Origin of the sequence: Bdellovibrio bacteriovorus str. Tiberius (genome assembly GCF_000317895.1) — a bacterium.
Lineage (GTDB): Bacteria > Bdellovibrionota > Bdellovibrionia > Bdellovibrionales > Bdellovibrionaceae > Bdellovibrio > Bdellovibrio bacteriovorus_F.
This window is the reverse complement of sequence record NC_019567.1, coordinates 3,818,775-3,838,213: the sequence shown is the minus strand read 5'-3', so window position 1 is coordinate 3,838,213 and position 19,439 is coordinate 3,818,775. Positions and strand designations below refer to the sequence as shown.

The 19,439-nt window shown below is 50.5% G+C and carries 20 protein-coding genes, 1 tRNA gene and 1 other RNA gene; 9 read left to right on the top strand and 13 right to left on the bottom strand.

The annotated features are described in order from the left end of the window. Positions 1 to 20: 20 nt before the first annotated feature. On the bottom strand, positions 21 to 848 hold the full coding sequence (locus BDT_RS18180; RefSeq protein ID WP_051026339.1) for a hypothetical protein: 828 nt from the start codon (positions 846 to 848) through the stop codon (positions 21 to 23). Between the two features lie 125 nt (positions 849 to 973). Further along, a complete protein-coding gene (locus BDT_RS19245; protein ID WP_148278902.1) occupies positions 974 to 2,386 on the bottom strand; it encodes an SUMF1/EgtB/PvdO family nonheme iron enzyme in 1,413 nt (470 codons plus the stop codon). A gap of 162 nt (positions 2,387 to 2,548) precedes the next feature. On the opposite strand from BDT_RS19245, the gene BDT_RS18165 reads away from it, so the two are divergent. The 6 genes from BDT_RS18165 to BDT_RS18140 all read left to right on the top strand — a co-directional run bounded on the left by BDT_RS18165 (position 2,549) and on the right by BDT_RS18140 (position 6,548). Next, positions 2,549 to 2,812 (top strand): YheU family protein, encoded by a 264-nt coding sequence (locus BDT_RS18165; RefSeq protein ID WP_015092708.1) that lies wholly within the window; start codon positions 2,549 to 2,551, stop codon positions 2,810 to 2,812. Between the two features lie 207 nt (positions 2,813 to 3,019). Then, the gene (locus BDT_RS18160; RefSeq protein ID WP_011166050.1) at positions 3,020 to 4,123 is read left to right on the top strand and encodes a winged helix-turn-helix domain-containing protein; all 1,104 of its coding nucleotides are present in this window, start codon (positions 3,020 to 3,022) and stop codon (positions 4,121 to 4,123) included. A gap of 9 nt (positions 4,124 to 4,132) precedes the next feature. Continuing rightward, positions 4,133 to 4,702 carry a hypothetical protein gene (locus BDT_RS18155; protein WP_015092706.1) on the top strand — a complete coding sequence of 190 codons (570 nt, stop codon included), beginning with the start codon at positions 4,133 to 4,135 and terminating at the stop codon, positions 4,700 to 4,702. 67 nt (positions 4,703 to 4,769) lie between these two features. Beyond that, positions 4,770 to 4,845, top strand: a tRNA-Val gene (locus tag BDT_RS18150). Positions 4,846 to 5,075: 230 nt separating this feature from the next. Further along, complete coding sequence (locus BDT_RS18145; RefSeq protein WP_235046195.1) at positions 5,076 to 5,816, top strand: L,D-transpeptidase; 741 nt, start codon at positions 5,076 to 5,078, stop codon at positions 5,814 to 5,816. 96 nt (positions 5,817 to 5,912) lie between these two features. Further along, complete coding sequence (locus BDT_RS18140) at positions 5,913 to 6,548, top strand: hypothetical protein (RefSeq protein WP_015092704.1); 636 nt, start codon at positions 5,913 to 5,915, stop codon at positions 6,546 to 6,548. A gap of 73 nt (positions 6,549 to 6,621) precedes the next feature. Here the strand turns inward: BDT_RS18140 and BDT_RS18135 are convergent, their stop codons facing one another. The 10 genes from BDT_RS18135 to ffs all read right to left on the bottom strand — a co-directional run bounded on the left by BDT_RS18135 (position 6,622) and on the right by ffs (position 13,742). Continuing rightward, positions 6,622 to 7,110 (bottom strand): hypothetical protein, encoded by a 489-nt coding sequence (locus BDT_RS18135; protein ID WP_015092703.1) that lies wholly within the window; start codon positions 7,108 to 7,110, stop codon positions 6,622 to 6,624. Positions 7,111 to 7,227: 117 nt separating this feature from the next. Then, a complete protein-coding gene (locus tag BDT_RS18130) occupies positions 7,228 to 7,977 on the bottom strand; it encodes a hypothetical protein (RefSeq protein ID WP_015092702.1) in 750 nt (249 codons plus the stop codon). A gap of 116 nt (positions 7,978 to 8,093) precedes the next feature. After that, positions 8,094 to 8,486: a hypothetical protein gene (locus BDT_RS18125; protein WP_011166044.1), complete on the bottom strand. Its 393-nt coding sequence runs from the start codon at positions 8,484 to 8,486 to the stop codon at positions 8,094 to 8,096. A 70-nt stretch (positions 8,487 to 8,556) separates the two neighbouring features. After that, complete coding sequence (locus BDT_RS18120) at positions 8,557 to 9,093, bottom strand: 4'-phosphopantetheinyl transferase superfamily protein (protein ID WP_015092701.1); 537 nt, start codon at positions 9,091 to 9,093, stop codon at positions 8,557 to 8,559. 6 nt (positions 9,094 to 9,099) lie between these two features. Beyond that, a complete protein-coding gene (gene nadA, locus BDT_RS18115) occupies positions 9,100 to 10,065 on the bottom strand; it encodes a quinolinate synthase NadA (protein WP_011166042.1) in 966 nt (321 codons plus the stop codon). 105 nt (positions 10,066 to 10,170) lie between these two features. Further along, a complete protein-coding gene (gene mglA / locus BDT_RS18110) occupies positions 10,171 to 10,764 on the bottom strand; it encodes a GTPase MglA (protein WP_011166041.1) in 594 nt (197 codons plus the stop codon). Beyond that, on the bottom strand, positions 10,764 to 11,378 hold the full coding sequence (gene recR, locus BDT_RS18105) for a recombination mediator RecR (protein WP_041578098.1): 615 nt from the start codon (positions 11,376 to 11,378) through the stop codon (positions 10,764 to 10,766). Before recR ends, mglA begins: the two co-directional genes overlap by 1 nt. Positions 11,379 to 11,433: 55 nt before the next feature. After that, positions 11,434 to 11,757, bottom strand: a complete 324-nt coding sequence (locus tag BDT_RS18100; protein WP_041578097.1) for a YbaB/EbfC family nucleoid-associated protein — start codon at positions 11,755 to 11,757, stop codon at positions 11,434 to 11,436. Between the two features lie 13 nt (positions 11,758 to 11,770). Continuing rightward, positions 11,771 to 13,609, bottom strand: coding sequence for a DNA polymerase III subunit gamma/tau (dnaX, locus tag BDT_RS18095; RefSeq protein WP_015092698.1), 1,839 nt, complete (start codon positions 13,607 to 13,609; stop codon positions 11,771 to 11,773). Between the two features lie 34 nt (positions 13,610 to 13,643). Continuing rightward, positions 13,644 to 13,742, bottom strand: an RNA gene (ffs, locus tag BDT_RS19125) — signal recognition particle sRNA small type. A gap of 472 nt (positions 13,743 to 14,214) precedes the next feature. Here ffs and BDT_RS18090 point away from each other — a divergent pair. Both BDT_RS18090 and BDT_RS18085 read left to right on the top strand, forming a co-directional pair. Further along, a complete protein-coding gene (locus BDT_RS18090; RefSeq protein WP_015092697.1) occupies positions 14,215 to 14,580 on the top strand; it encodes a hypothetical protein in 366 nt (121 codons plus the stop codon). A 57-nt stretch (positions 14,581 to 14,637) separates the two neighbouring features. Next, entirely contained in the window at positions 14,638 to 15,576 is a 939-nt protein-coding gene (locus BDT_RS18085; RefSeq protein ID WP_015092696.1) for a hypothetical protein, read from the top strand. On the opposite strand, the gene BDT_RS18080 is transcribed toward BDT_RS18085, so the two are convergent. Beyond that, complete coding sequence (locus BDT_RS18080; protein ID WP_015092695.1) at positions 15,545 to 16,114, bottom strand: lipocalin family protein; 570 nt, start codon at positions 16,112 to 16,114, stop codon at positions 15,545 to 15,547. The genes BDT_RS18085 and BDT_RS18080 overlap by 32 nt on opposite strands. 227 nt (positions 16,115 to 16,341) lie before the next feature. On the opposite strand from BDT_RS18080, the gene BDT_RS18075 reads away from it, so the two are divergent. After that, positions 16,342 to 19,392, top strand: a complete 3,051-nt coding sequence (locus BDT_RS18075) for a hypothetical protein (protein WP_041578095.1) — start codon at positions 16,342 to 16,344, stop codon at positions 19,390 to 19,392. Positions 19,393 to 19,439 lie beyond the last annotated feature (47 nt).

Below are 19,439 nucleotides of genomic sequence, written 5' to 3'. Positions count from 1 at the left end.
TTTGTTTTTTAAAATCAGTTCTAGTTCTGACGGTTGTTGCGTTGATCGCGGATGTCTTTGGCAGTCATTCCGCGTTTGCAGAAAGAGGCCTTGGCGTTTTTGTAGCCCTGATAGTCAACCGCATTGCGGCTGGTGTAAGGGACAGAGTCATAATCCAGCAGCTGCTTCATTCCGCGCTTGTAGTAAACTTTGTAAACATCGCGATCATTGCTATCCAGTACCTTCAGGATATAGCCGTCTCCATCGCGCTCCATATCCACCACCAGCCAGGCGTGAGCCATGATGCCCTCGATTTGCAGCATCTGATAAACCACGCGGCCTGTGCGCACTTCAAGGTAAAGATCATTCATCATATTCTCAAGCTTCTGAGGGGCCACTTCATGATTGCCAGTTACTCCGCGAACCCAACCAAACAAGATGCCGCCGTCCACGATCTGTGCGGCATTCAGCGAGGTCTGAATCTGATCACGATGAGCATAAGAAAATTCTTCCAGGTTTTTAAAGCCGGGAATTTCGACGACACCACGGTTGGCAGAAATGTCTTCAATGATCTGACGGGCTTCTGAACGCGTCGGGCGCGGCAGTTCCGGACGATAAATCGCCAGATAAGTCGCATTTCGCGTGAACATGGAGTGCCACCAGCACACGCCTTGATCGCCGATGCCGCCACGGTTTTCAAAGGCCAGGTGATTCTCCACTTTCATCAGGATGTCTTTGTAATCCTGAGAGGTCATCGCACAGAATTCCGCCTTGTTGGTAGGAGCTTGCTTGGCTTCGGCTTGAGAAATCCAAAGGCTCGATACGGTAAGAACCGCAGATGCGATACGTGCGATATTCTGTAATCTCATGGAACGCTCCTTCAATTGTTTATTCCGGCTTTGGAAGGAGCAAATCAGATGCCGTTCTGAAAACGAAAAAGCCCCCGCTCAATTTGAGGAGGGCTTTAAAAAGCTGTCGAAAATCTGGACAGGGACTATTTAGGCGTGGTCACACAGCGGAAACCGACGTTGTTCATTTTCAGATTCCACGATGCAGGGGCCTGCATTTCATCGGCGGTGATATCTCCGATATTGGCGGCAAATATCCCGGTCACGCCCTTGGAGTGCATGCAAAGCGCACCACCGCGGATGACTTTGCCCGAGCTTCCTCCGAACAGGTTCCCCATGGAGGTGTCTTTTTTGCCAGCATCCGCAAGGCCGGTGAAATCAAACAGCGCTTTTGATCCCGGTTTCACATCCCAGTTGTTGTTGTGATACTGACGACCATAGAAGCTGGAAAGATCCGGGTTGTACGAACTGCCATAGATGGTGTCACTGACCCATTCCCAGGCATTGCCACCGAAGTCCCAGATCACTTTGCCGCTTTCCAGAACAAAGGTGCGTCGTTCGCTTCCGCTGGTTTTGCCGGTGCTGTCATATGGATTTGTGACGTCTTTGATTTCCACAGGCTCGCTCCATCCGGAATAGTATCCAGTGTACAAAGTGTCTTTCTTGTTTTTATCAATCCAGTTTTCCTGGTTGTTGTAAATTTCCAAAGCCGCCGCATTCCATTCAGAATTTGTCGGCAGACGGTAATCCGCACCCAGCGCGGCACACGCGTCGGTGGCGGCCGCTTTGGTCGCCAGCCAAGGTTTGTTCGTCGCTGTGGAAACGGCTTTTCCGCTGGCTTTTTTCATTTCAAATTTAGCAATACAGAACGCTTCAGTTTTCACCGTGCTGTTAGCTGCAACAAGTTCATAGTTCTCCGGACAACCACTGACTGGAGTCGGCACCGGCACTGGTTCAGGAACTGGTGCTGGTTCAGGTTCAGGCACAGGTGTTGGAGTTGGTGCCGGAGTCGGCTCAGGTGTTGGTTCCGGAGCTGGCGTAGGTGCAGGAACAGGTTCTGGCGCCGGAGTAGGAGCAGGAGTCGGTGCCGGAGTTGGCTCTGGAGTCGGTTGTGGCGCTGGGCTTGGTTCAGGCGCAGGGGTTGGCGAAGGCTCCGGAGTTGGAGCTGGAATTGGTGCTGGTGTTGGTTCTGGCGCAGGCGCTGGATCCGGCGTTGGTGCCGGAGCAGGAGCGGGTTCTGGTGCCGGCTGCGGTGCTGGCACTGGTGCTGGGGTCGGCTCTTCTGGAGTGGGGGCTGGAGTTGGTTCAGGAGTCGGAGCCGGTTCTTCCGGCACGGGCGCAGGCACTGGAGCTGGCTCTGGGCTTGGCTCAGGGGATGGCGTTGGTGTCGGCGCAGGCGTCGGAGTCTGCTGACTTGGCGGCTGCGTAGGATCTGATTGTGGGGGGTTTTCCGCCGTCTGATCTTCCTGTCCTGATTTTTTGCCGCTGAAACTTCCTGAGCACGCAGAAAGAGTTGTCGTCAGACTTAAACACAAAATTATCAGGGGCAGGTTCTTCATTCAGAATCCTTCGTTAGGGGGCTGAACTTATTTTCACTGATTTTTAACGAACTTCGGAAAATTACTTATGTTAGCAGTCAAAACTCGCCTTAAGCCTTTCGCCTGAAAGGGTTACTCATTTTTTCTGCCAGCCCTTGGGTGGGTCGTGGTAAAGGATGTGTTATGAGCGACAACAGTCCGGAAAACGCCGCCCCTATTGAAATCCCCAAAGAAGCCTTAAGCGAACAGGCCCTGCGGGGAGTGATTGATAACTTTATTCAGCGCGAAGGCACCGACTATGGTGTGAATGAAATATCTTACGAAACCAAGATGCAGCAGGTGCAAAAGCAGATCGACAAAGGGCACGTGCGCATCGTGTTTGATCCCAACACCGAAAGCGTCAGCTTGATGTCAGAGCAGGAGTGGAAGAAGTTCCAGAAGCGCTGAAAAGCGCTCTCCTAGCGATTTCTTCACCTCACACGCCGCAATAATGTAGCTGGTTTCATTACCGGCGCATTACATTCCTGAAATCAATTCTCACTATGCTCAAATTTTCAGCAACTGTCCGCGTCTTACATTGACGTATTCCTGACAATCTGTAAAAACCTGTCCCTCGCGAGTAATTTGTTTTTTGTTTTGGAGTTTTAAGACCTTATGAGCCCTACTGATCGTGCTTTCGAGCTCGGCAAGCTTTACTACGACCGGGGAGAGTTCACGCCTGCCGTGGACAATCTTCAGGAAGCGACGAAAGCTTTCTTTGCCGAGAAGAATTTCTCTCAATACTTGAAGTGCATCAATTTGCTTCTGCGTATCTTTGCAGAGCGTGAGCAATTTGAAGAAGTAAATCTGACAAAAGAAAAACTGCAGGATTTGGTTCTGAAAGAGGGCTTCGAACTGAATTCCAAGACGTACTACACGCTCGCGGTGTGCGCGTCTTACAAGGGTCAAATCGACACAGCCATGGACTATCTCCAAAAGGCCCTGGCTATCGCACTTGCTTCTGACAACAAGGAAGACATCTGTCACGCCATCTTCGGTCTTGCGATGGTGTACTCTCATCCGTCTTCGGCTCGCTATTCTGATGCGTTGAAAGAGATCTACAATCTTCAGGTCTTCTTCCAGGTTTATCAGATGCCGGATCTTCAGGCGTCTTCTCTTTTCCTGAATGCGGATATCCTGAAGCAGATGAAAAAATACGACGAGGCGATCGAGGTTCTGTGGAAGGCCTACGATATCGTTCGTGAAACCCGCAACGTGGTTATGTCCAACTATCTGATGGGCGCCCTGGCGGACACGTATTTCGAAATCGGCGACAAGGACATGGCCCGCACTTACATCACTTTGGCGCAAAGATCTGTGGACACTGAAAACCACAAACGTCTGGCGCGCATGGTGAAAAACCTTGCCGAAAAAATCGGTGGCGAAACTCAGAGCAATTTCGACCTTATCTTTGATGAGGCAAATCACTCTGTGATCGAAAAGAAACTGGGCCGCATTGATTTCAAAAACCAGTTTATATTATTGGATCTTCTGCGCCTGTTCGTTCAGAACCAGGGTCAGATTTATTCCAAAGAATTCCTGGTTGAGAATGTATGGAAGCAGCCTTATGATCCTGCCATCCACGACAATAAGATTTACGTGACCATCAAACGTCTGCGTAAACTGATTGAACCGGATTACGAAAAACCTAAATATATCTTTAGAGCCAAAAACGGATATTACATGAATAAAGCGGCTCGAGTTCATTTCGAGCACTAAGGGGGATTCATGTTGAGCAAAATTTTGATCGCAACTTTGGTGACTCTATCGGGACTGACATTCTCTGCAACAGCGTTTGCAAAGGACGAAGAACACATCATGCCAGCCAGCGATGACCGCTGGGTACCATGGCCAATGCACCTGGCGCAGCCATTCCCATGGCAGGACATCCAGGGTCTTTGGAAAGCCCAGCAGGGTGAATTCACATCTTACTTCGCACTGAAAGTGGTTCGTCAAAAATCCACCGGTGTGCGCCAGCTTCAGGTGAAGCAGTTTGATGGTGAAACTTGCCGTGTGATCGCGACGGGTGTGGGTATTGAAAGAAACAAAAAGGTTCTTTCTCAGATGACCAGCAAGGGCGGAACAACCTTCCGTGTTCAGCTGACGGCATTTGATCAGAAAGACTCTCCACTTCCACCGTTGCGCGGGAACCTGCCGACGGAGGCTGTGATGCTTCTTTCCTTCGGAGCGCTGGAGCAGCGTGGGACTGAGGAACTGATTCATATGCAAATTATGAAGATTTCAGCGACTTTGACCCAGAAAACCTGCATGGATGACCTGAAGACCCTAAAAAAATAGGGATTATTAAAAAAAGATATTGATTAAGGGACGGACCGTTGCTAGAAATGGTCCTCTCGATACCAATAGGGAGTTAGCTCAGTTGGTAGAGCGCCACCCTTACAAGGTGGATGTCGCAGGTTCGAATCCTGTACTCCCTACCAAACTTCTTCCAAGAAGTTTAAATCAACCACCGCCAAGGTGGTTTTTTTATGCCCAAAATCTGCCGCAATTTATTTAGCACTCCTTTGCTTGAACAAAATTCTTGAATACACAATTGTTACACAATGCACAATTTTTGTACGGGCTGTGTAATCTTTCTGCTAGATAGCTCTCCATCTTGAAACGACGAATTTTGTCCTTGGGGCGGAATTATTTTCTAAGAGGAGTGATCATGAATCGTCTGCTGACTGTCTTTGGTGTTCTGCTGGTTGCGACTTTGGCATCCTTTAATACATTTGCTCAATCCCGTTCTGAACTAGAGCGCCGTATGATGGTAGAGGACTCTTACGAAGCTCCTCGTGGTCGTCTGTTCAATGAGCAGGCTTACCTGCGCGGCGAAACTTACCTGAACCAGTACACAAACGTGATTGTGATCAATAAAGCCGCTTCCGGTTCCCAGGCCCAGACTTTGCGCCTGTACACGAACCGTCAGTTGATGCTTTCCACATACGTTTCCACGGGCCGTGAAGACCTTGAATACATCAGCGCAGTTCGTGGTGTTGTGAACAAGATCTTCAAAGGGGCGACGTCCTCTCACTGGAGACACACCACTCGTGGTTTCTACACCATCAAACGTGTTCACGGTTACAACTACCGTTCTGGTGAATCCAAATTCCACATGCCATTTGCGATGTTCTTCAATGAAACCCGCGGTCTGGCAGTTCACCAGGTGCCACCGGATCTTTCCGGCGGTGAAGCGGCGGGCGAGGCGATGTTGGGTAAACGCGCTTCCTCTGGCTGTGTTCGCGTTCATAAAAACCAGATTCAAACCATCCATCGTGCTGTGACTGCAGCGGACCGTGGCATTGTTCCAGTGCTGGATACTCGCACTGGTCAGCCTAAGTACGACCAGAACGGCAAAGTTCGCTATGAAAGCGGTTATAAAACAATCGTGATCGTGGAAGAGTACTAGAACGCCCCTCGCAATAGGGCGGCGTCTTGACCTCGCCCCGAAAGGGGCATAAAAAGGCTGGGTTTCCCCGGCCTTTTTGTATTTTAGGAGCAAGCTATGAACCTGATTGAAATCGTAAACACCCCCGATGAACAACGTGACCATCAGTGGGAGATCGACTTTTTCATGGCGGTCACTCAAGGCAACGTTAAGCTGATCCACGAAGTCCCTCAACAAGGACCGGACGGCTGGCCTTATCTGCTGGTTGAAACCGGTGCGGAAGCGACAGAGCCCGCAAACAAAATCATGCAATGGGCCGCCACCAAAGGTGTGGGCCTGGTTGTGAATCCGATGAAGTCTTATCCTGACTATGTTTTCACTTACGGCATGCTTTGGAGCTTCAAAGAAACCGGCCGTTTCTATCAAGAGGCTGCTCAGTCTCCGGTAGGCACCGTGGAAATGGAAAAAGGTCAGGGTCTGCACGCAGGTCCGCCGGCACCACACTATCTGCCTCAGTACGTTCGCAATATTCTGAAAGAATTCTTCCGCGATCAGGGTGTTCTGCGCCCACGCATTCTGGTGATGAGCCAGGACCGCAAACACTACGATCTGGCTTTCTCTTTGGAAGCGTTGGGTAATCCCCCAACCAAAGAGCACCAGGGCATCGCCGAAGCCCTGAGCTGGTTCCTGCCTCCACACTATTCAGTAGTGCTGGTTTCAGAAATCGGATTGCCACAATTCTCAGATCTATAAAAAGAAAAACCCCGCCAACAAAGCGGGGTTTTTTATTTCATTCCTAAATCAATTTCTAATTTCCAATAACCACTTAGTATTCAACCACCACGGTCTTCACTTCAATGGTCTTGGTGCTTAAAGTTCCATCGTCGTTGGTGACCTGCACCTGGCGCTGATACGCTTGGGTCGACATCTTCGGAACCATCGTCGTGCTTGGGGTGATATAGGCAGTCTGCAACGGCTCAAGCACCTTGCCGCCGGATCGCAGTTCCAGATTCATTTTGTCTTCGGATGTCCAATTCAGCTCAAAGTTCACGACACCTTTTTGTGAGCGCACGGAAGTGATCAGTTGGCGATTGATGTACACATCCACCACCGCGCCATCTTTGGCTTCCGTCAGAATGCTGAGGGCTTTGATATCACGAAGCTGGGAAGATTCGCTGGTGACGTCTGAGGAAAGACGGCCGGCCTCCACGATGGTCAGGCTTACCCCGATGGTCCCGCTGGTCATGCCCGCCGAGGCGGAAAGGGCACTTAGAAGCAAAGAGCAAAACAGCAGGGATGTGGCGGCGATCTTCATGGAACAGACTCCTTGGTTGATTCGAGTTCTTCTCTAAAGCAAGGCCTGTACCTGTTTAAAATAATCCTGCTTCGATCTGAAGAAACGGAGCTGTCAAAATATAAGACACCTGATGCCTTAAAGAGGGCGGTACCAGCAAGACGGGCGTTCTTGCAGCAAAGCGCTGGCGCGGAAAGTATCCAAGCGGCATTGCGGGCTTGGATATCCCAGCAAGGTGGTCGCCGGAACATTGCTGTCTTCGGCATCCAGAGCGGGAACGGGCTGATTGTTGGGAAAGACATTCCACTGCAATTTCGCCATCAGGGCGCCGGACTGCAAGGCGCGACGGCACACGGTGGGCTTTGCGGAATTAGCACAGGTTTGTTCCAGCAAGGCTTCATCGCGTTCCGACAGGCGCGCTGCCGGGGTCTTCATCATCGAGGCAATGCGCGTGAAGCAGCCACGAATGGAATAATAATCCGCAGCGCCCTCAGCCGAAGCCCAGGTGTCCCGGCCATCGGCATCTCTGAAATAAGGCGCGCCCCCCTTGTGGTGACCGACCTCATGGCAGATCATCAACGCCAAGCTGTCAGGCGTGGTGGTGGATTCACGCACCAAACCGCCATAGACGATGATCAGTTTTGACTCGTCAAAACGCAAAGCCTGGGCATTGATGGTGTCGTTGTACCAGCTGGATTGAAAATCGATATCGGGATAAGACTTTTGGAAAAGCGCCAGCAGCTGATTCAGCTGATCTTCGGAAAGTCCTTCGCTGACAGAGGCGCTGGCATTGACCGGCAAAAGAGCCGGGCACAACACGCGCTGAACCGCCACGTGGGACGGAGCCAGCACTGCCAGGAATGTCAGGGTGAACAGCCAAAGTTTCATGGGCGGGATCTTAAAGGGCGTTTAAGGGACCGGCCAATCAAATGGCATTTGGCTGAAAAGATTGCAAAAAAATCGCGGGATCTTTCGACCCCGCGACTGGTGGTTTTCGTGGTGTTTTAATCAAGCTCGCCCGGACGGGGCAAGAGATCCATCAGGCACTCACGCCAGTATTCCGGAGCCTCGTCGCTGTAGTCCACAGCCACATAGAAACCCTTCTTGCCCAGAAGCTGCGTGCGCGTAATTACGCCCGAGATTTCAAGATTCATTTCTTCCAGATGCATGAACACCCGGTCGCCAATCAGGCAATCCAGCGTCAGCGTCTTGCGCAGGGCTGATGGAATCAGATCCTCGCGCTTCACCAGAAGCAAAAGTCCGGTGGAAGAGGCTTCGACAATCTCACTGTTCTTTGCGATCTTTGCAAAGTCATCCAGTGAAGTGAGATACGAAATATGAATGGGAGAGACTTCGGTCCTTGGAGCCACTCTGCGGTTGTATTTTGAACTTCCCATTTTTCACCTACCTTAAAAACAAACTGCATTAGCGTCGGTTAATAAACTCTTCGGCAGGACTCGACCAAAGTTAAGAGGGAAAAATAAAAAAGGCCAAACTCCAGGTGGAAATTTTCATCATCACACCCCTGTTTTCAGAGGAGGAATTAAACGTTTCAGGGTTTGAAAGACGGAATGTCTCAGTCTGAGAATCTATATTTTCCCACGACCCTATAGAAATTTTAGAGATCACCGACGGCTGATCATACGAACGAAGCGCCTTAAAACACGCCTCTTTCGCACACCACAAGGCCGCAGCACTTGGCGCCTCGGTCAGTTCTTCTTGTGACGACACGCGGGACACGGTTTTGTCAGTCACACGCACGGTGACTTCGACATCCACACCAATTGGCGAAGCCGAAAGCATGATGACACCCAAGCCTTCCGTGTGGGAAGTGGAAGAGTGCCAGTTTTCAGGAAGCAGCTTTTGAATTTCCGCACGGATCAGTTCGCGATGTGCGGGATTGTGGCTTCCCCATTCCGGGCGGGCATGAATTTGCAAACCCGGAGACTGAAGAAGCTTTCGCGCGGACTCTGTCAGTTGTTCGGAAAGAACCAAAGAGTCCATAAAGGATTAAACCGTGAATTCCGCAGGCCAGCTGACAGGTTTGCCGCTGGTGATGTCCATCATGCGATCCAAAGACACCTTGGCTTTCAGGCGCAATGCCTCATCCAGGCCCACTTGCGGCTGGAATGTTTCCAAAGCGTGTTTGATTTTTTCCATGTTGTTCATCTTCATGTATGGGCAGTTGTTGCAAGAACAGCCGGCATCCAGAACCGGCGCTTGAATCAGCGTCACGTCCGGACGAAGTTTTTGCATCTGGTGGAAAATACCAGTTTCAGTGGCCACGATGAATTTCTTCGCCGGGTTTTTCTGAACCTCTTCCAGCAAACGGGAAGTGGAGCCTGCCACAGAAGCATACTGCAACACGGATTCATCGCACTCAGGGTGCGCAATCACCACCGCATCCGGGTGTTGGGCGATCAGTTCGTGAAGTTTGCGGGCATTGAACAGCACGTGCACTTCGCACGCCCCTGGCCACAGCACAAACTCACGATTTAGTTTTTTCATCAACCAGCGACCCAGGTGCTGATCCGGTCCGAACAAAATCTTGCGGTCTTTCGGAATGGATTCAACGATCTGCTGAGCATTGGAAGAAGTGATGATCACATCAGAAATGGATTTCACTTCCGCGCTGGAATTAATGTAGGTCACCGCAATCCCGTCCGGGTGCTGACGGCGCCACGCCAGGTACTGATCGTAAGGCGCGCCTTTAACAAGAGAACAGCTGGCTTCCATGTCCGGAACCAGAACTGTCTTGGTGGGATTTAGGATCTTCACGCTTTCGGCCATGAACACAACGCCGGCAAGCAGGATGGTGTCTTGCTGTACCTGTTGGCCCATCTTGGCCAGATAGAAGCTGTCACCGACATAGTCGGCGATGTCCTGGATATCACCATCTTCATAATAGTGAGCCAGAATGACGGCGTTTTTTTCTTTTTTCAGGCGCTGAATATCAGCAGCAATATCATAAGACATATCTACCTCGGGCCTATTGTAACCCAAATGAATACAGATGGGCCTCATATAGCACGAAGAGAACGAAATGCAACCCCACAAAAGCCCAGCCATGACGGCCAAGGTTTACAGAGTGGTGCCGCCTTTAAGAACGTTGATAATGGATTTAGAAACGGTTTTAAGCGATTCAAAGACGCCACGGCCTTCAGAAGCGCAGCCTTCGATTTCAGGGGCGTTATAAGGGTTCAGAGCACTTCTAAGCTCTGCCAGGGACGCCACGTTCGGCAAATCACGCTTGTTGTACTGCATGATCAGCGGGATTTCGCGGATGTCGTAGCCTTGTTGCTCCAGATTGCGTTCCAGATTGCGCAGGGACTCTAAGTTTTCGTCCATACGTTCAATCTGGGAGTCCGCCACGAAGATCACGCCATCCAATCCTTTCAGGATCAGCTTGCGGGAAGCATCGTAAACCACCTGACCTGGAACAGTGTAAAGGTGGAAACGGGTTTTAAATCCACGGATGTCGCCAACATTTAATGGGAGGAAGTCAAAGAACAGGGTGCGCTCGATGTCCGTATTCAATGCCACCAGCTTGGATTTTTGATCCTCGGCTGTTTTCTGGTAAACCCACTGGATGTTCGTGGTTTTACCGCCCAGGGATGGGCCGTAGTACACGACTTTGCAGTGAATTTCTTTGGCATTGTAGTTAATAAAGGACATTACAGCTCCACGCGGTTTTGCAGGGCGCGACCCATCGTTCTATCATCTACGAAATCGATGTCGCTGCCAATAGGAACTCCATGGGCAATGCGAGAAAGTTTCAAGCCTTTGCCCTGCAGCTGCTTTGCCAGGTATAAAATGGTGGTGTCGCCCTCAAGGTCCGCATCCAATGCAAGGATGATTTCCTTGATAACCGGGCTGGTGCCGTTCAAACCGTCATCAACACGGTCGATCAGCTCTTTGATTTTCAATTCTTTAGGGCCGATGCCTTCCAGCGGAGAAATCGCTCCATGCAAAACATGGTAGCGGCCACGGAACGCGCCTGAAGATTCAATTCTCATGATGTCGGAGGGCTCTTCAACCACACAGATGGATTCATCCGAACGGTGAGAATCCTCACAATAGCGGCAGATATCCGTGTCAGTGTAGTTGAAGCAGGTTGGGCAGTCGTGAACTTCAGCCTTGACGCGCAAAAGCGCCTCACTCAAACGTTCCGGGTATTCGTTCCCGGTACGCAGAATGTAATAAGCCAGACGCTGAGCAGTCTTCGGCCCGATACCAGGCAGACGGCTCAACTCGTGGACTAATTTTTCAAGGGCAGAAATATGTAACACTTACTACTCCAGCTTCGGACGCCTGTGGCGCCCTCAGCACTGTGGGCTGTTGCCCCTAGAACATTCCTGGGATATTTAGACCGCCAGTGATTTTTTCCATTTCTTTAGCGGAAGTATCACGGGCTGTTTTAACTGCTTCGTTGGTTGCAGACAGGATCATGTCCTGAAGCATCTCAACATCGCCAGCTTTCAAAACTTCAGGGTCGATGGTCAATGCAGTGATCAAGTGGTCGCCGTTCACTTTTACTTTTACAGCGCCGCCACCGGAAGAAGCTTCGTACTCAACTTTTGCAAGTTCTTCCTGGGCTTTCTTCATTTTCATCTGCATTTGGTTGGCTTGCTTCATCAGCTGGGCCATTCCGCCGGGCATACCCTTCATAAAATCTCCTTTTTTAGTGGCCGCGCTTGTTCAGTTCAACGATGGACTTGATCTGTCCCTTGAACACGGTTTGAGCGGCTTTAACCATGGGGTTTTCGATGATCTTGTTGCGCAGATCCTCTTCGGCCATCTGCACTTTTTTCTGCTGGATGGCTTGGGCGGATTCGCCGACCTGATCACGACTCATCAATACCTCAAAAGAATACCCAGCACCCCAGTACGAATCAATAAATCCCTGTAGTTTTTTGCGCACTTGGGCGTCAGCCATTTGGTCTTTCAGGAAGGCCAATTTCACAGGAACGCCAAGGCTGATCAGCTTTCCCTCTTCCTTAACAAACAGTAAATTTTCCACTTTTGCGGCGAACAAAGCGTCGTCCTGACGAAGCAGTTCAACAAAGTTCACCCAGCGCTCTTTGGAATTCGAACCAGAGGCAATTTTCGGTTTGTTTTCAACAACCGGAGCTGCTTGAGTCGCAGGCGCAGCTGCAGCCACAGGAGCCTGAGTCTGTGCCTGAGCGGTCGCTGCCGGCTTTGCCGCAGGAGCTGGGTTGGATTTCAAAGAAGATGCGGCAGAAGAAGCTTTATTCAATGCAGCCTTCATCGCCTCAAGACCTGTCGGGCCATCAAGAACCTTCTGGGATTCTTCGATGCGATCATGTCCTTTGACTGGAAGGCTTACCGGCGGAACGTAGGGCCTGGCCCCACCTGCGCTGTGAGTGGGAACAGATCCGCCTTGCAACAACGTCTTCAGGTCCACAAGTTTTGGAGCCGAAGCCATGCGCAGCAAAGTCACTTCAAGCACAATGCGAGGATCCTGAGCACGCGGAATATCCGAACCACCCTTCAAAGCCATGTCGAAGAGCATGTGAATGTCCTCTTCCGGCAGACGTTGAGCCATTTCGCTCAAAGCCTGCAGTTCAGAATCCGGCATTTCCAGAATCTGACTGGCTTGCGCTTCAGACACCTTGATCAGAAGCAGGTTGCGGATCATTTCCAAAAGATCCTGAGAATACAAGTGCGGCTCAAAACCGGCCGCAGCGATTTTCTCAATCACTTTCAAAATCGCCTGAGAGTTGCGATCAATCAGGGCATTCAAAGTTTCAAAAAGCAAAGCCCGGTCCGTCAGACCCAGGATTTCAACCACACTGGCGCGGGTCAAAGGACCGTTTGCAAAAGTGATCACCTGATCCAGCAAACTTTGCGAGTCACGCATGGACCCGTCACCCTGACGAGCCACCACCCACAGGGCTTCGTCATCCGCGGTCACGCCTTCGCGATCACAGATCAGCTGCAGGCGCTCGGTGATCGAGCGGGTGGAGATACGGCGGAAATCAAAACGCTGACAGCGCGACAGAATCGTCTGCGGGATTTTGTGCACTTCGGTGGTCGCCATGATGAAAACCACGTGGGACGGCGGCTCTTCCAAAGTCTTCAACAGGGCGTTGAAGGCGCTGGTGGAAAGCATGTGCACTTCGTCGATGATATAGATTTTGTATTTTCCACTGGAAGGCATGAAAGCCACAGTGTCACGAAGTTCACGGATGGCATCCACACCGTTGTTGGAAGCTCCATCGATTTCGATCACGTCGATGCTGGAACCGCCCGCGATTTCGTTGCACGAATAACAGTCGTTACATGGAACGAAGTTCTGGGCATTCGGGCAGCGAAGGGCTTTAGCAAGAATACGAGCGGAAGAGGTTTTTCCTGTGCCACGCGGACCTGTGAAAAGCAGGGCGTGAGGCAAGCGACCGTTTTTAAGGGCATTGGAAAGCGTTTGGGTAATATGATTTTGCCCGACAACGTCGGTAAATGATTGGGGACGCCATTTGCGTGCAATCACCTGATAAGACAAAATCCACCCCTCAAGATCATGAAACAGGAAAAAAAGTGGCCGAGCACCCCATATCACATAGTCCCTCGAGTGCCGTTGCTTCCTTCCGGACCTAGCGGGATTCGTCAAGAAAGCTATTGTATGGGACCCGGCCACCGCTGGATGTATCCCATTGGTGGGGGGATTACATTCGATAACTCGCCGCGCATTTCAGTTAGTTTGGGAGGGGAACCCCGCTTCGTCGGGCACGCCGTCCGGGCTCTGCTGGCGCCGGGGCTTTGCCCCGGTTCGGGCCATCGTGGCCCCGCCAGAGGCCCTCCTTCGGGGGTTCCCCTCCCAAACTAACTGAAATACCCGAAGCTATCGAAAATACTGGGGAATGGGATAACTGGGCGGTGGTGCTTGGGGGACTTCTGGCTGGCCCTGCGGGCGCCGCGGTTTTTCTGGCTGGCCTTTGGCGCCGCCTTCTGGGGCGGCTGCCCCTTGTCCCGGCTGGGGCTTTTGCCCCTTTCCCCCGGGGATGGGGACCGGGGGAGAGGGTTAACTGGGAATTGTTGGGGTGGGTCGTTGCTTGCTGTTCCTCATTCCTTGCGCGAGGATTATTCAACTTACCTGAGGTGAATCCTATGATGAAATTGATCCTTTCCCTGTCCCTGATCAGCTCCTTTGCTTTTGCTCAATCTGTCGGCGTGAAAGACATCCCGGCTGATGGCGACACCACTATTGAAATCAAAAAAGGCTCTAAAACCCAAAACGAATTCGAAGTCATCCAAAGCGAAGACGAAATCGAGGGCGATGCGGCTCCACTTCTGAAAGAAGCCCGCGTGAACTGGAAAAGAGCCTGCGCTGACTGGAAAGCAGAAACCAAAGACCTGAACAAAGAAAACCGTGTCCTTACCTTGAGCTGCGGAAAAATGGAATGCTCTACCGTTGCTATGGAGTCCACTTGTCGTTCCAAAACCAACGCCAAGATTAAAGTTAAGGTAAAATAGGGTAATTCTTTCCACACCTATTTCGAACCAAGCTCAACGTGTCTATATTCTCGGGGCATGTTGAGCTTTTTTGTTTCCGTTCTTCTTTCTTCTGTCACTCCGGCGCAAGCGGCCACCGTGGGTTCCTGCAAAGGCGTCAGTGGTGTTGTTCGTGAAGTGATCTTTCTTGAGCACCAGGACTGTGAACTGGCGGCGAATCTTTCGGACATCTTCAATGAAATGGCGCAGACCTTTCAATCCACCGCTGCTGTGAACATTGTGATTGGCGGCCCTTCAGACAATGCCAGTTTCGACAATGGGTTCATCGTACAGGTGCCCTATCGTATGGTCTTCTATGGCAAGTACGGGCGCACGTATGAAGTCCCGCTTTCAAATTTGTACGTCAGTGCCGCGCATGAATATGGGCATGCGATTTTTCATCAGGCTCTTCGTAAAGCTTCCGGGGATGAATACAGAAATCTTTTTGCGAAACTGGATGATCTCTCGGCGCGCAAGTTGGCGATCTTGAAGGGGGCTTCAGATGTTCACTTTGTTGGTGATTCCACGGCGCTTTACTATTCGCCCGAGTTTTCACATATCAGTTCGCGTATGGGGGCTTATTCTGAATTCTTCGCTGATGTGCTGGCCGTGTATCACTTCAATGATCGTCGGGCGATGGTGAAGGCGCTTTATCATGACGGGCTTGATGACTTTCAATACAACTATATCCGCATGCGCGACTTTTCTGCCGATCCTGATTTGAAATGGCAGCATCTGATGACGGAAGATCACGCGAAACTGGCGCCCACCAGGGCGTTCGTGGGGCGGCATTTGTGGCCGGAAACTTCGGTTCAGGCCGGTGAAATGGCGGATTGGATTTTGTTTTCTGTGCTTCGCATGCTAGCTGAAGATTTGATGGATGAAGAAGAGCCCGAATGGGAGCTCGCCAACCAGAATCTGATTCGCGAGCTTGAAAGCCTGCTGCCTACAACTGGCAAAGGGACTTTTGTTCGGTAAGGCCTCCGTCTTGAGGTGTTGTCAGGAACTTGCACGGATCATAACCCTTGTCCTGCAGAAATATCGTCAGATCCTTCAGTGTCGCTGCCGGCAGATCCGGAGTGCGTGACAGAATCCAGCCGTAATCGCGACTGGGGTGTCCCACGATGGCGAATTGATAATTTTCATCCAGACGGATGATCCAATATTTGCCTCCGAAAATATAAATCCAGCGGTCGCCAATTTTTACGAACGTCACCTTCAGTTTGGCGTTCGTCGTGGGATCCACAACTTTGCCACGGCCTTCGGATTGGCTGCGATCGCCATTAATGGTCTGACATGAATTCAGAACTTTTACTTCGTTGGTGTCGGTCAGCAATTCATATTCGGCGGTGGTGTTGCTGACACATTGTTTTTGAAAAGATTGAGGGATCGAGGCGATCTCGTGCCACTTTCCCATATAGCGGGGGATGTCCACTTGCTCCACCACCGGCAGATCCTCGGCGAAGGCAAAACTCGTGGAAGAAAACAACAGCAAGCACAACAGCAGTGGCTTCATGAAAACTCCTTGGTGTTTGAATCTTCTTTTATACTTTATTCGTCGGGCGATGACCTGATCCGGTGTTAAAAGACATGTGTATCAAATTGAGAGGAACCCCCAAAAGAAGCCTGTTTTCCGCATAAACGAGGTAATGAACATTTTCTTAAAGAAATCCTCTGGTTTTGACTTCGTTGATCGTTCGGGCCAGCCGATAGGTATTTAGAACACTATTTCAAGGTGCTGGAATGTTTTTGAATGTCTTGATAGTTCTTACTGCCTGGATTTTGGCGGGGTGCTCGTTGGATGCGACCCTTACCGAAATGCCATTCTCAGTGACGGAGCCAGCTCCGGGGACTTCTATTCCCACAACGCCGGTACCACTTGGATCTATCGATGCGGGATTCATTCAGCAAAATCTTCCTTCCAGTTTAAGTAAAATCACTGGCCACTTTGGCAGCATTTCTCCTGAACGCTATTATTTCATTCAGCCGTCAAGCACAGATAATATGCGACGTAAAGTTGTGAAGATTTCTGGTGCAATGAAAAGTGAGCTGGCTTTGGGGTTGAATGTTATCAGTCACTATCATCTGGCCTCCACTCCCACTCACGTTCTGATTATGACCGACGAAGAGATTTCGGCGGGCACAGTGCGTTCTTATATCCGTTCGATTAATAAAAGCACGTTCAGTCTGGATACTTTGCAATGTGCTGGAATGAATATCGACGTGCAAAACAAACTTGAATTCCGCATTTATCCGGATGGCAATCAAGGGGCCTACTTTGTTATGAACTCCGGCGTGGCGCCGCTGAATGCCCAGAATGGCCGACTCTACTATGTGGACGGTGCAAACTGCGTGGACACGGGGCAGACGGCTCTTAGAATATACAACGCTTCGGGAAAATCCTATATCGTCGACAGTTCAGGATCTCTTCGTCAGGTCATTGCCGGTGTTGTTCAGGCGCCGACGGTGGATGGGTCCGTGACCCGTCTTTTATCAGGGGCGATCAGTTACAATGGGGACCTTTACTTCCGTGCCAATGTGAACCCGAGTGGGATTGCAACTCATCAAATCGTCAAAGTGGCAACATCCACTAATAATGCGGTGACAAGTCTGGGTTTCGATTTTGATCCCTGGCCTGAGTTTGGTGCCGACGTGCAGAGCATCAATGGCAGCACCTTCTTTTATTGCCCACCCACCACATGTTTCACGGACGGACGTATCGTGAAAGTGAACATGGCCACTCAGACTGCGACACTTGAGGCGAATCTTTCCAGTATTGGAAATGCCAGTGTGCTTGCCGGTCAGAATGCCGCGCTGATCTCAAGCACTGATGGCGGTCGCTATCTTTATAACATTACGGGACCCACTACCAAGGGCACTTTGGTGGACACGTTCATTGATCGTGAGTACGGTGGTAATATTGCCGGCAAAATTCAGCGTCTGGACTGGGTTCAGCATGCTTATGTGAACAATAACTATTTCCTGCCGGTGTTTGATCAGGTGACAGGCCTGACCTCTCTGAAAAGAATCAACGCCAGCACATTGGCTGTCGATGATCCTGGAATCAATGTCTTTCAGCCGCACTCGATCCGTGAAAGCGGAGGAGAAATGTTCTTCCTTGGTGTGGGTACTGACGGCAAAGTTCAATTGTATCGAAGTGACGGTACAGACGGTGGAACCTCTGCTATCAGTGGTGTCTCATCCGATGATTATATCTTTGAAGGCGACTATAATATGCCTTCGCGCACGGTACGTCGCACTTTGGATGTGAACAAAGAGGGCTCAGACATCTACATTCATACGGCCAGCCTCGCAAAGCCTTACTTGGTTGAATATAACAACGGAAACTTGAAATACATCCAGATTCCCGGAGCATTCTTTAATGAAAGCTCCACACGTATTATCGAGGTTCGTAATTCTCGAATCCTTATTGCGACATCGGCCCATCTTCATGTCAGAATCGCCGGGGGGCTGTGGGAACATCCAGGCACCTCTTCATTTGCCGTGCAGTTGATATCCTATAATGGCAGTCAGTTTGAACCGCTGCTGAAGCGTGAATGGGGCTTGGTCGGAGACAGTGTTCGGGGTTATATGTTCAGCGGTATTGGCGCGGCACTGACTGGAACTCAGGATTTTATTTTCACCGGGCGTTCACCCTCAAGACTTGGCGGTATGTTCACCGATCGACCGATTATGCTTTCTGGTGGAACCGCCACCGTGCTGAATAACGAGGATTCGGGTGTGATGGGAACAGTCCGAGAGGACAAGTTTCTTTATCACATCAGTTCAATGTCGTTGAAAAACCTTTATCTGCGCCGAGCTGGGACAACCACGCTTGTGGCATCGAACTTACAGAACGCCGGCAGCTTCCGTTGGGTCGGGAACACGGTTTACTTCCGCGGTTTGGATGTTGATATGAAAGTGTATCTTTGGAAGGTAGATACAACCGCTATTGTGCCGACACTTGAGAAAGTCTCTGCAGAAGTGCAGGTGGGTGAGCAACGTGATTCTCCGTTTGTCACCCGCGTTTATAGCCTGAATGGTGACAAATACATGTTGTTCCCGATATCCACCTCTACGACTTGGGATTATATGACTTGGTCGTGGAATCTTTGGAAGCTGGAAGGCCCGATGAGCAAGATTTCAGACGAAAAGATTCACGAAGTTCTTCAGGGAGCTTCCGGGATCTATTTTATTTCCCAGGCAACCAGTGGTCCCGATCAGGGACGATTCCGAATCGGGGCCATTCAGTCCGATGGCATCACTTATTCCGAATATCAGGACTATTTGATAAATCTTAAGGCTTCTTCCCGTGGCCTGCTGGTTATTCGTGGGGGACAGCTCTCAGAGGTTAAAAAAGATCTGAGCTTTGTGGACTTCTCAGCCGTTTACGGCTCTGCAGTCAGTCCGGTGAATTTTTCTGATATTCAAAATAATATTCTGCAAATCTACCCTCCTTATACTTTAAATTTTGTGTACGGCTATCTTTGTGCGGGGACGAAAGTCATCAATGCCGGATTCGTTGATGCCACTAATCTGCTGGCTGGAATTTTGTATCGAGATCTGGACGGCGGGCACTTCACAGAAGTGATGCTTCCGACACAGGCTGAACAGCAGCCAAGTCTTGATGGCATGTTGCAGGCGCCTCTATGGGATAAGGAGTCCATGCATCCCTTTGGCAATGCTCATATCCCTCGAACAAATTCTTTGTTATTGAAAGTATTTGACGACAACCAGCAGGTGAAATTCTACATCATCGGGGCTTCAGGCCCGCTGGATGCCTCCACTCCATAAACAGTTTTTCCGCAAATGTTTGCCTTTAGTCCTGTCTTTAATAAAAG

What these genes read in the sequence shown, in the direction of transcription:
- BDT_RS18180 (WP_051026339.1), bottom strand. Translation starts at nt 848, where the DNA reads ATGAGATTACAGAATATCGCACGTATCGCATCTGCGGTTCTTACCGTA.
- BDT_RS19245 (WP_148278902.1), bottom strand. Translation starts at nt 2,386, where the DNA reads ATGAAGAACCTGCCCCTGATAATTTTGTGTTTAAGTCTGACGACAACT.
- BDT_RS18165 (WP_015092708.1), top strand. Translation starts at nt 2,549, where the DNA reads ATGAGCGACAACAGTCCGGAAAACGCCGCCCCTATTGAAATCCCCAAA.
- BDT_RS18160 (WP_011166050.1), top strand. Translation starts at nt 3,020, where the DNA reads ATGAGCCCTACTGATCGTGCTTTCGAGCTCGGCAAGCTTTACTACGAC.
- BDT_RS18155 (WP_015092706.1), top strand. Translation starts at nt 4,133, where the DNA reads ATGTTGAGCAAAATTTTGATCGCAACTTTGGTGACTCTATCGGGACTG.
- BDT_RS18145 (WP_235046195.1), top strand. Translation starts at nt 5,076, where the DNA reads ATGAATCGTCTGCTGACTGTCTTTGGTGTTCTGCTGGTTGCGACTTTG.
- BDT_RS18140 (WP_015092704.1), top strand. Translation starts at nt 5,913, where the DNA reads ATGAACCTGATTGAAATCGTAAACACCCCCGATGAACAACGTGACCAT.
- BDT_RS18135 (WP_015092703.1), bottom strand. Translation starts at nt 7,110, where the DNA reads ATGAAGATCGCCGCCACATCCCTGCTGTTTTGCTCTTTGCTTCTAAGT.
- BDT_RS18130 (WP_015092702.1), bottom strand. Translation starts at nt 7,977, where the DNA reads ATGAAACTTTGGCTGTTCACCCTGACATTCCTGGCAGTGCTGGCTCCG.
- BDT_RS18125 (WP_011166044.1), bottom strand. Translation starts at nt 8,486, where the DNA reads ATGGGAAGTTCAAAATACAACCGCAGAGTGGCTCCAAGGACCGAAGTC.
- BDT_RS18120 (WP_015092701.1), bottom strand. Translation starts at nt 9,093, where the DNA reads ATGGACTCTTTGGTTCTTTCCGAACAACTGACAGAGTCCGCGCGAAAG.
- nadA (WP_011166042.1), bottom strand. Translation starts at nt 10,065, where the DNA reads ATGTCTTATGATATTGCTGCTGATATTCAGCGCCTGAAAAAAGAAAAA.
- mglA (WP_011166041.1), bottom strand. Translation starts at nt 10,764, where the DNA reads ATGTCCTTTATTAACTACAATGCCAAAGAAATTCACTGCAAAGTCGTG.
- BDT_RS18100 (WP_041578097.1), bottom strand. Translation starts at nt 11,757, where the DNA reads ATGAAGGGTATGCCCGGCGGAATGGCCCAGCTGATGAAGCAAGCCAAC.
- BDT_RS18090 (WP_015092697.1), top strand. Translation starts at nt 14,215, where the DNA reads ATGATGAAATTGATCCTTTCCCTGTCCCTGATCAGCTCCTTTGCTTTT.
- BDT_RS18085 (WP_015092696.1), top strand. Translation starts at nt 14,638, where the DNA reads ATGTTGAGCTTTTTTGTTTCCGTTCTTCTTTCTTCTGTCACTCCGGCG.
- BDT_RS18080 (WP_015092695.1), bottom strand. Translation starts at nt 16,114, where the DNA reads ATGAAGCCACTGCTGTTGTGCTTGCTGTTGTTTTCTTCCACGAGTTTT.
- BDT_RS18075 (WP_041578095.1), top strand. Translation starts at nt 16,342, where the DNA reads ATGTTTTTGAATGTCTTGATAGTTCTTACTGCCTGGATTTTGGCGGGG.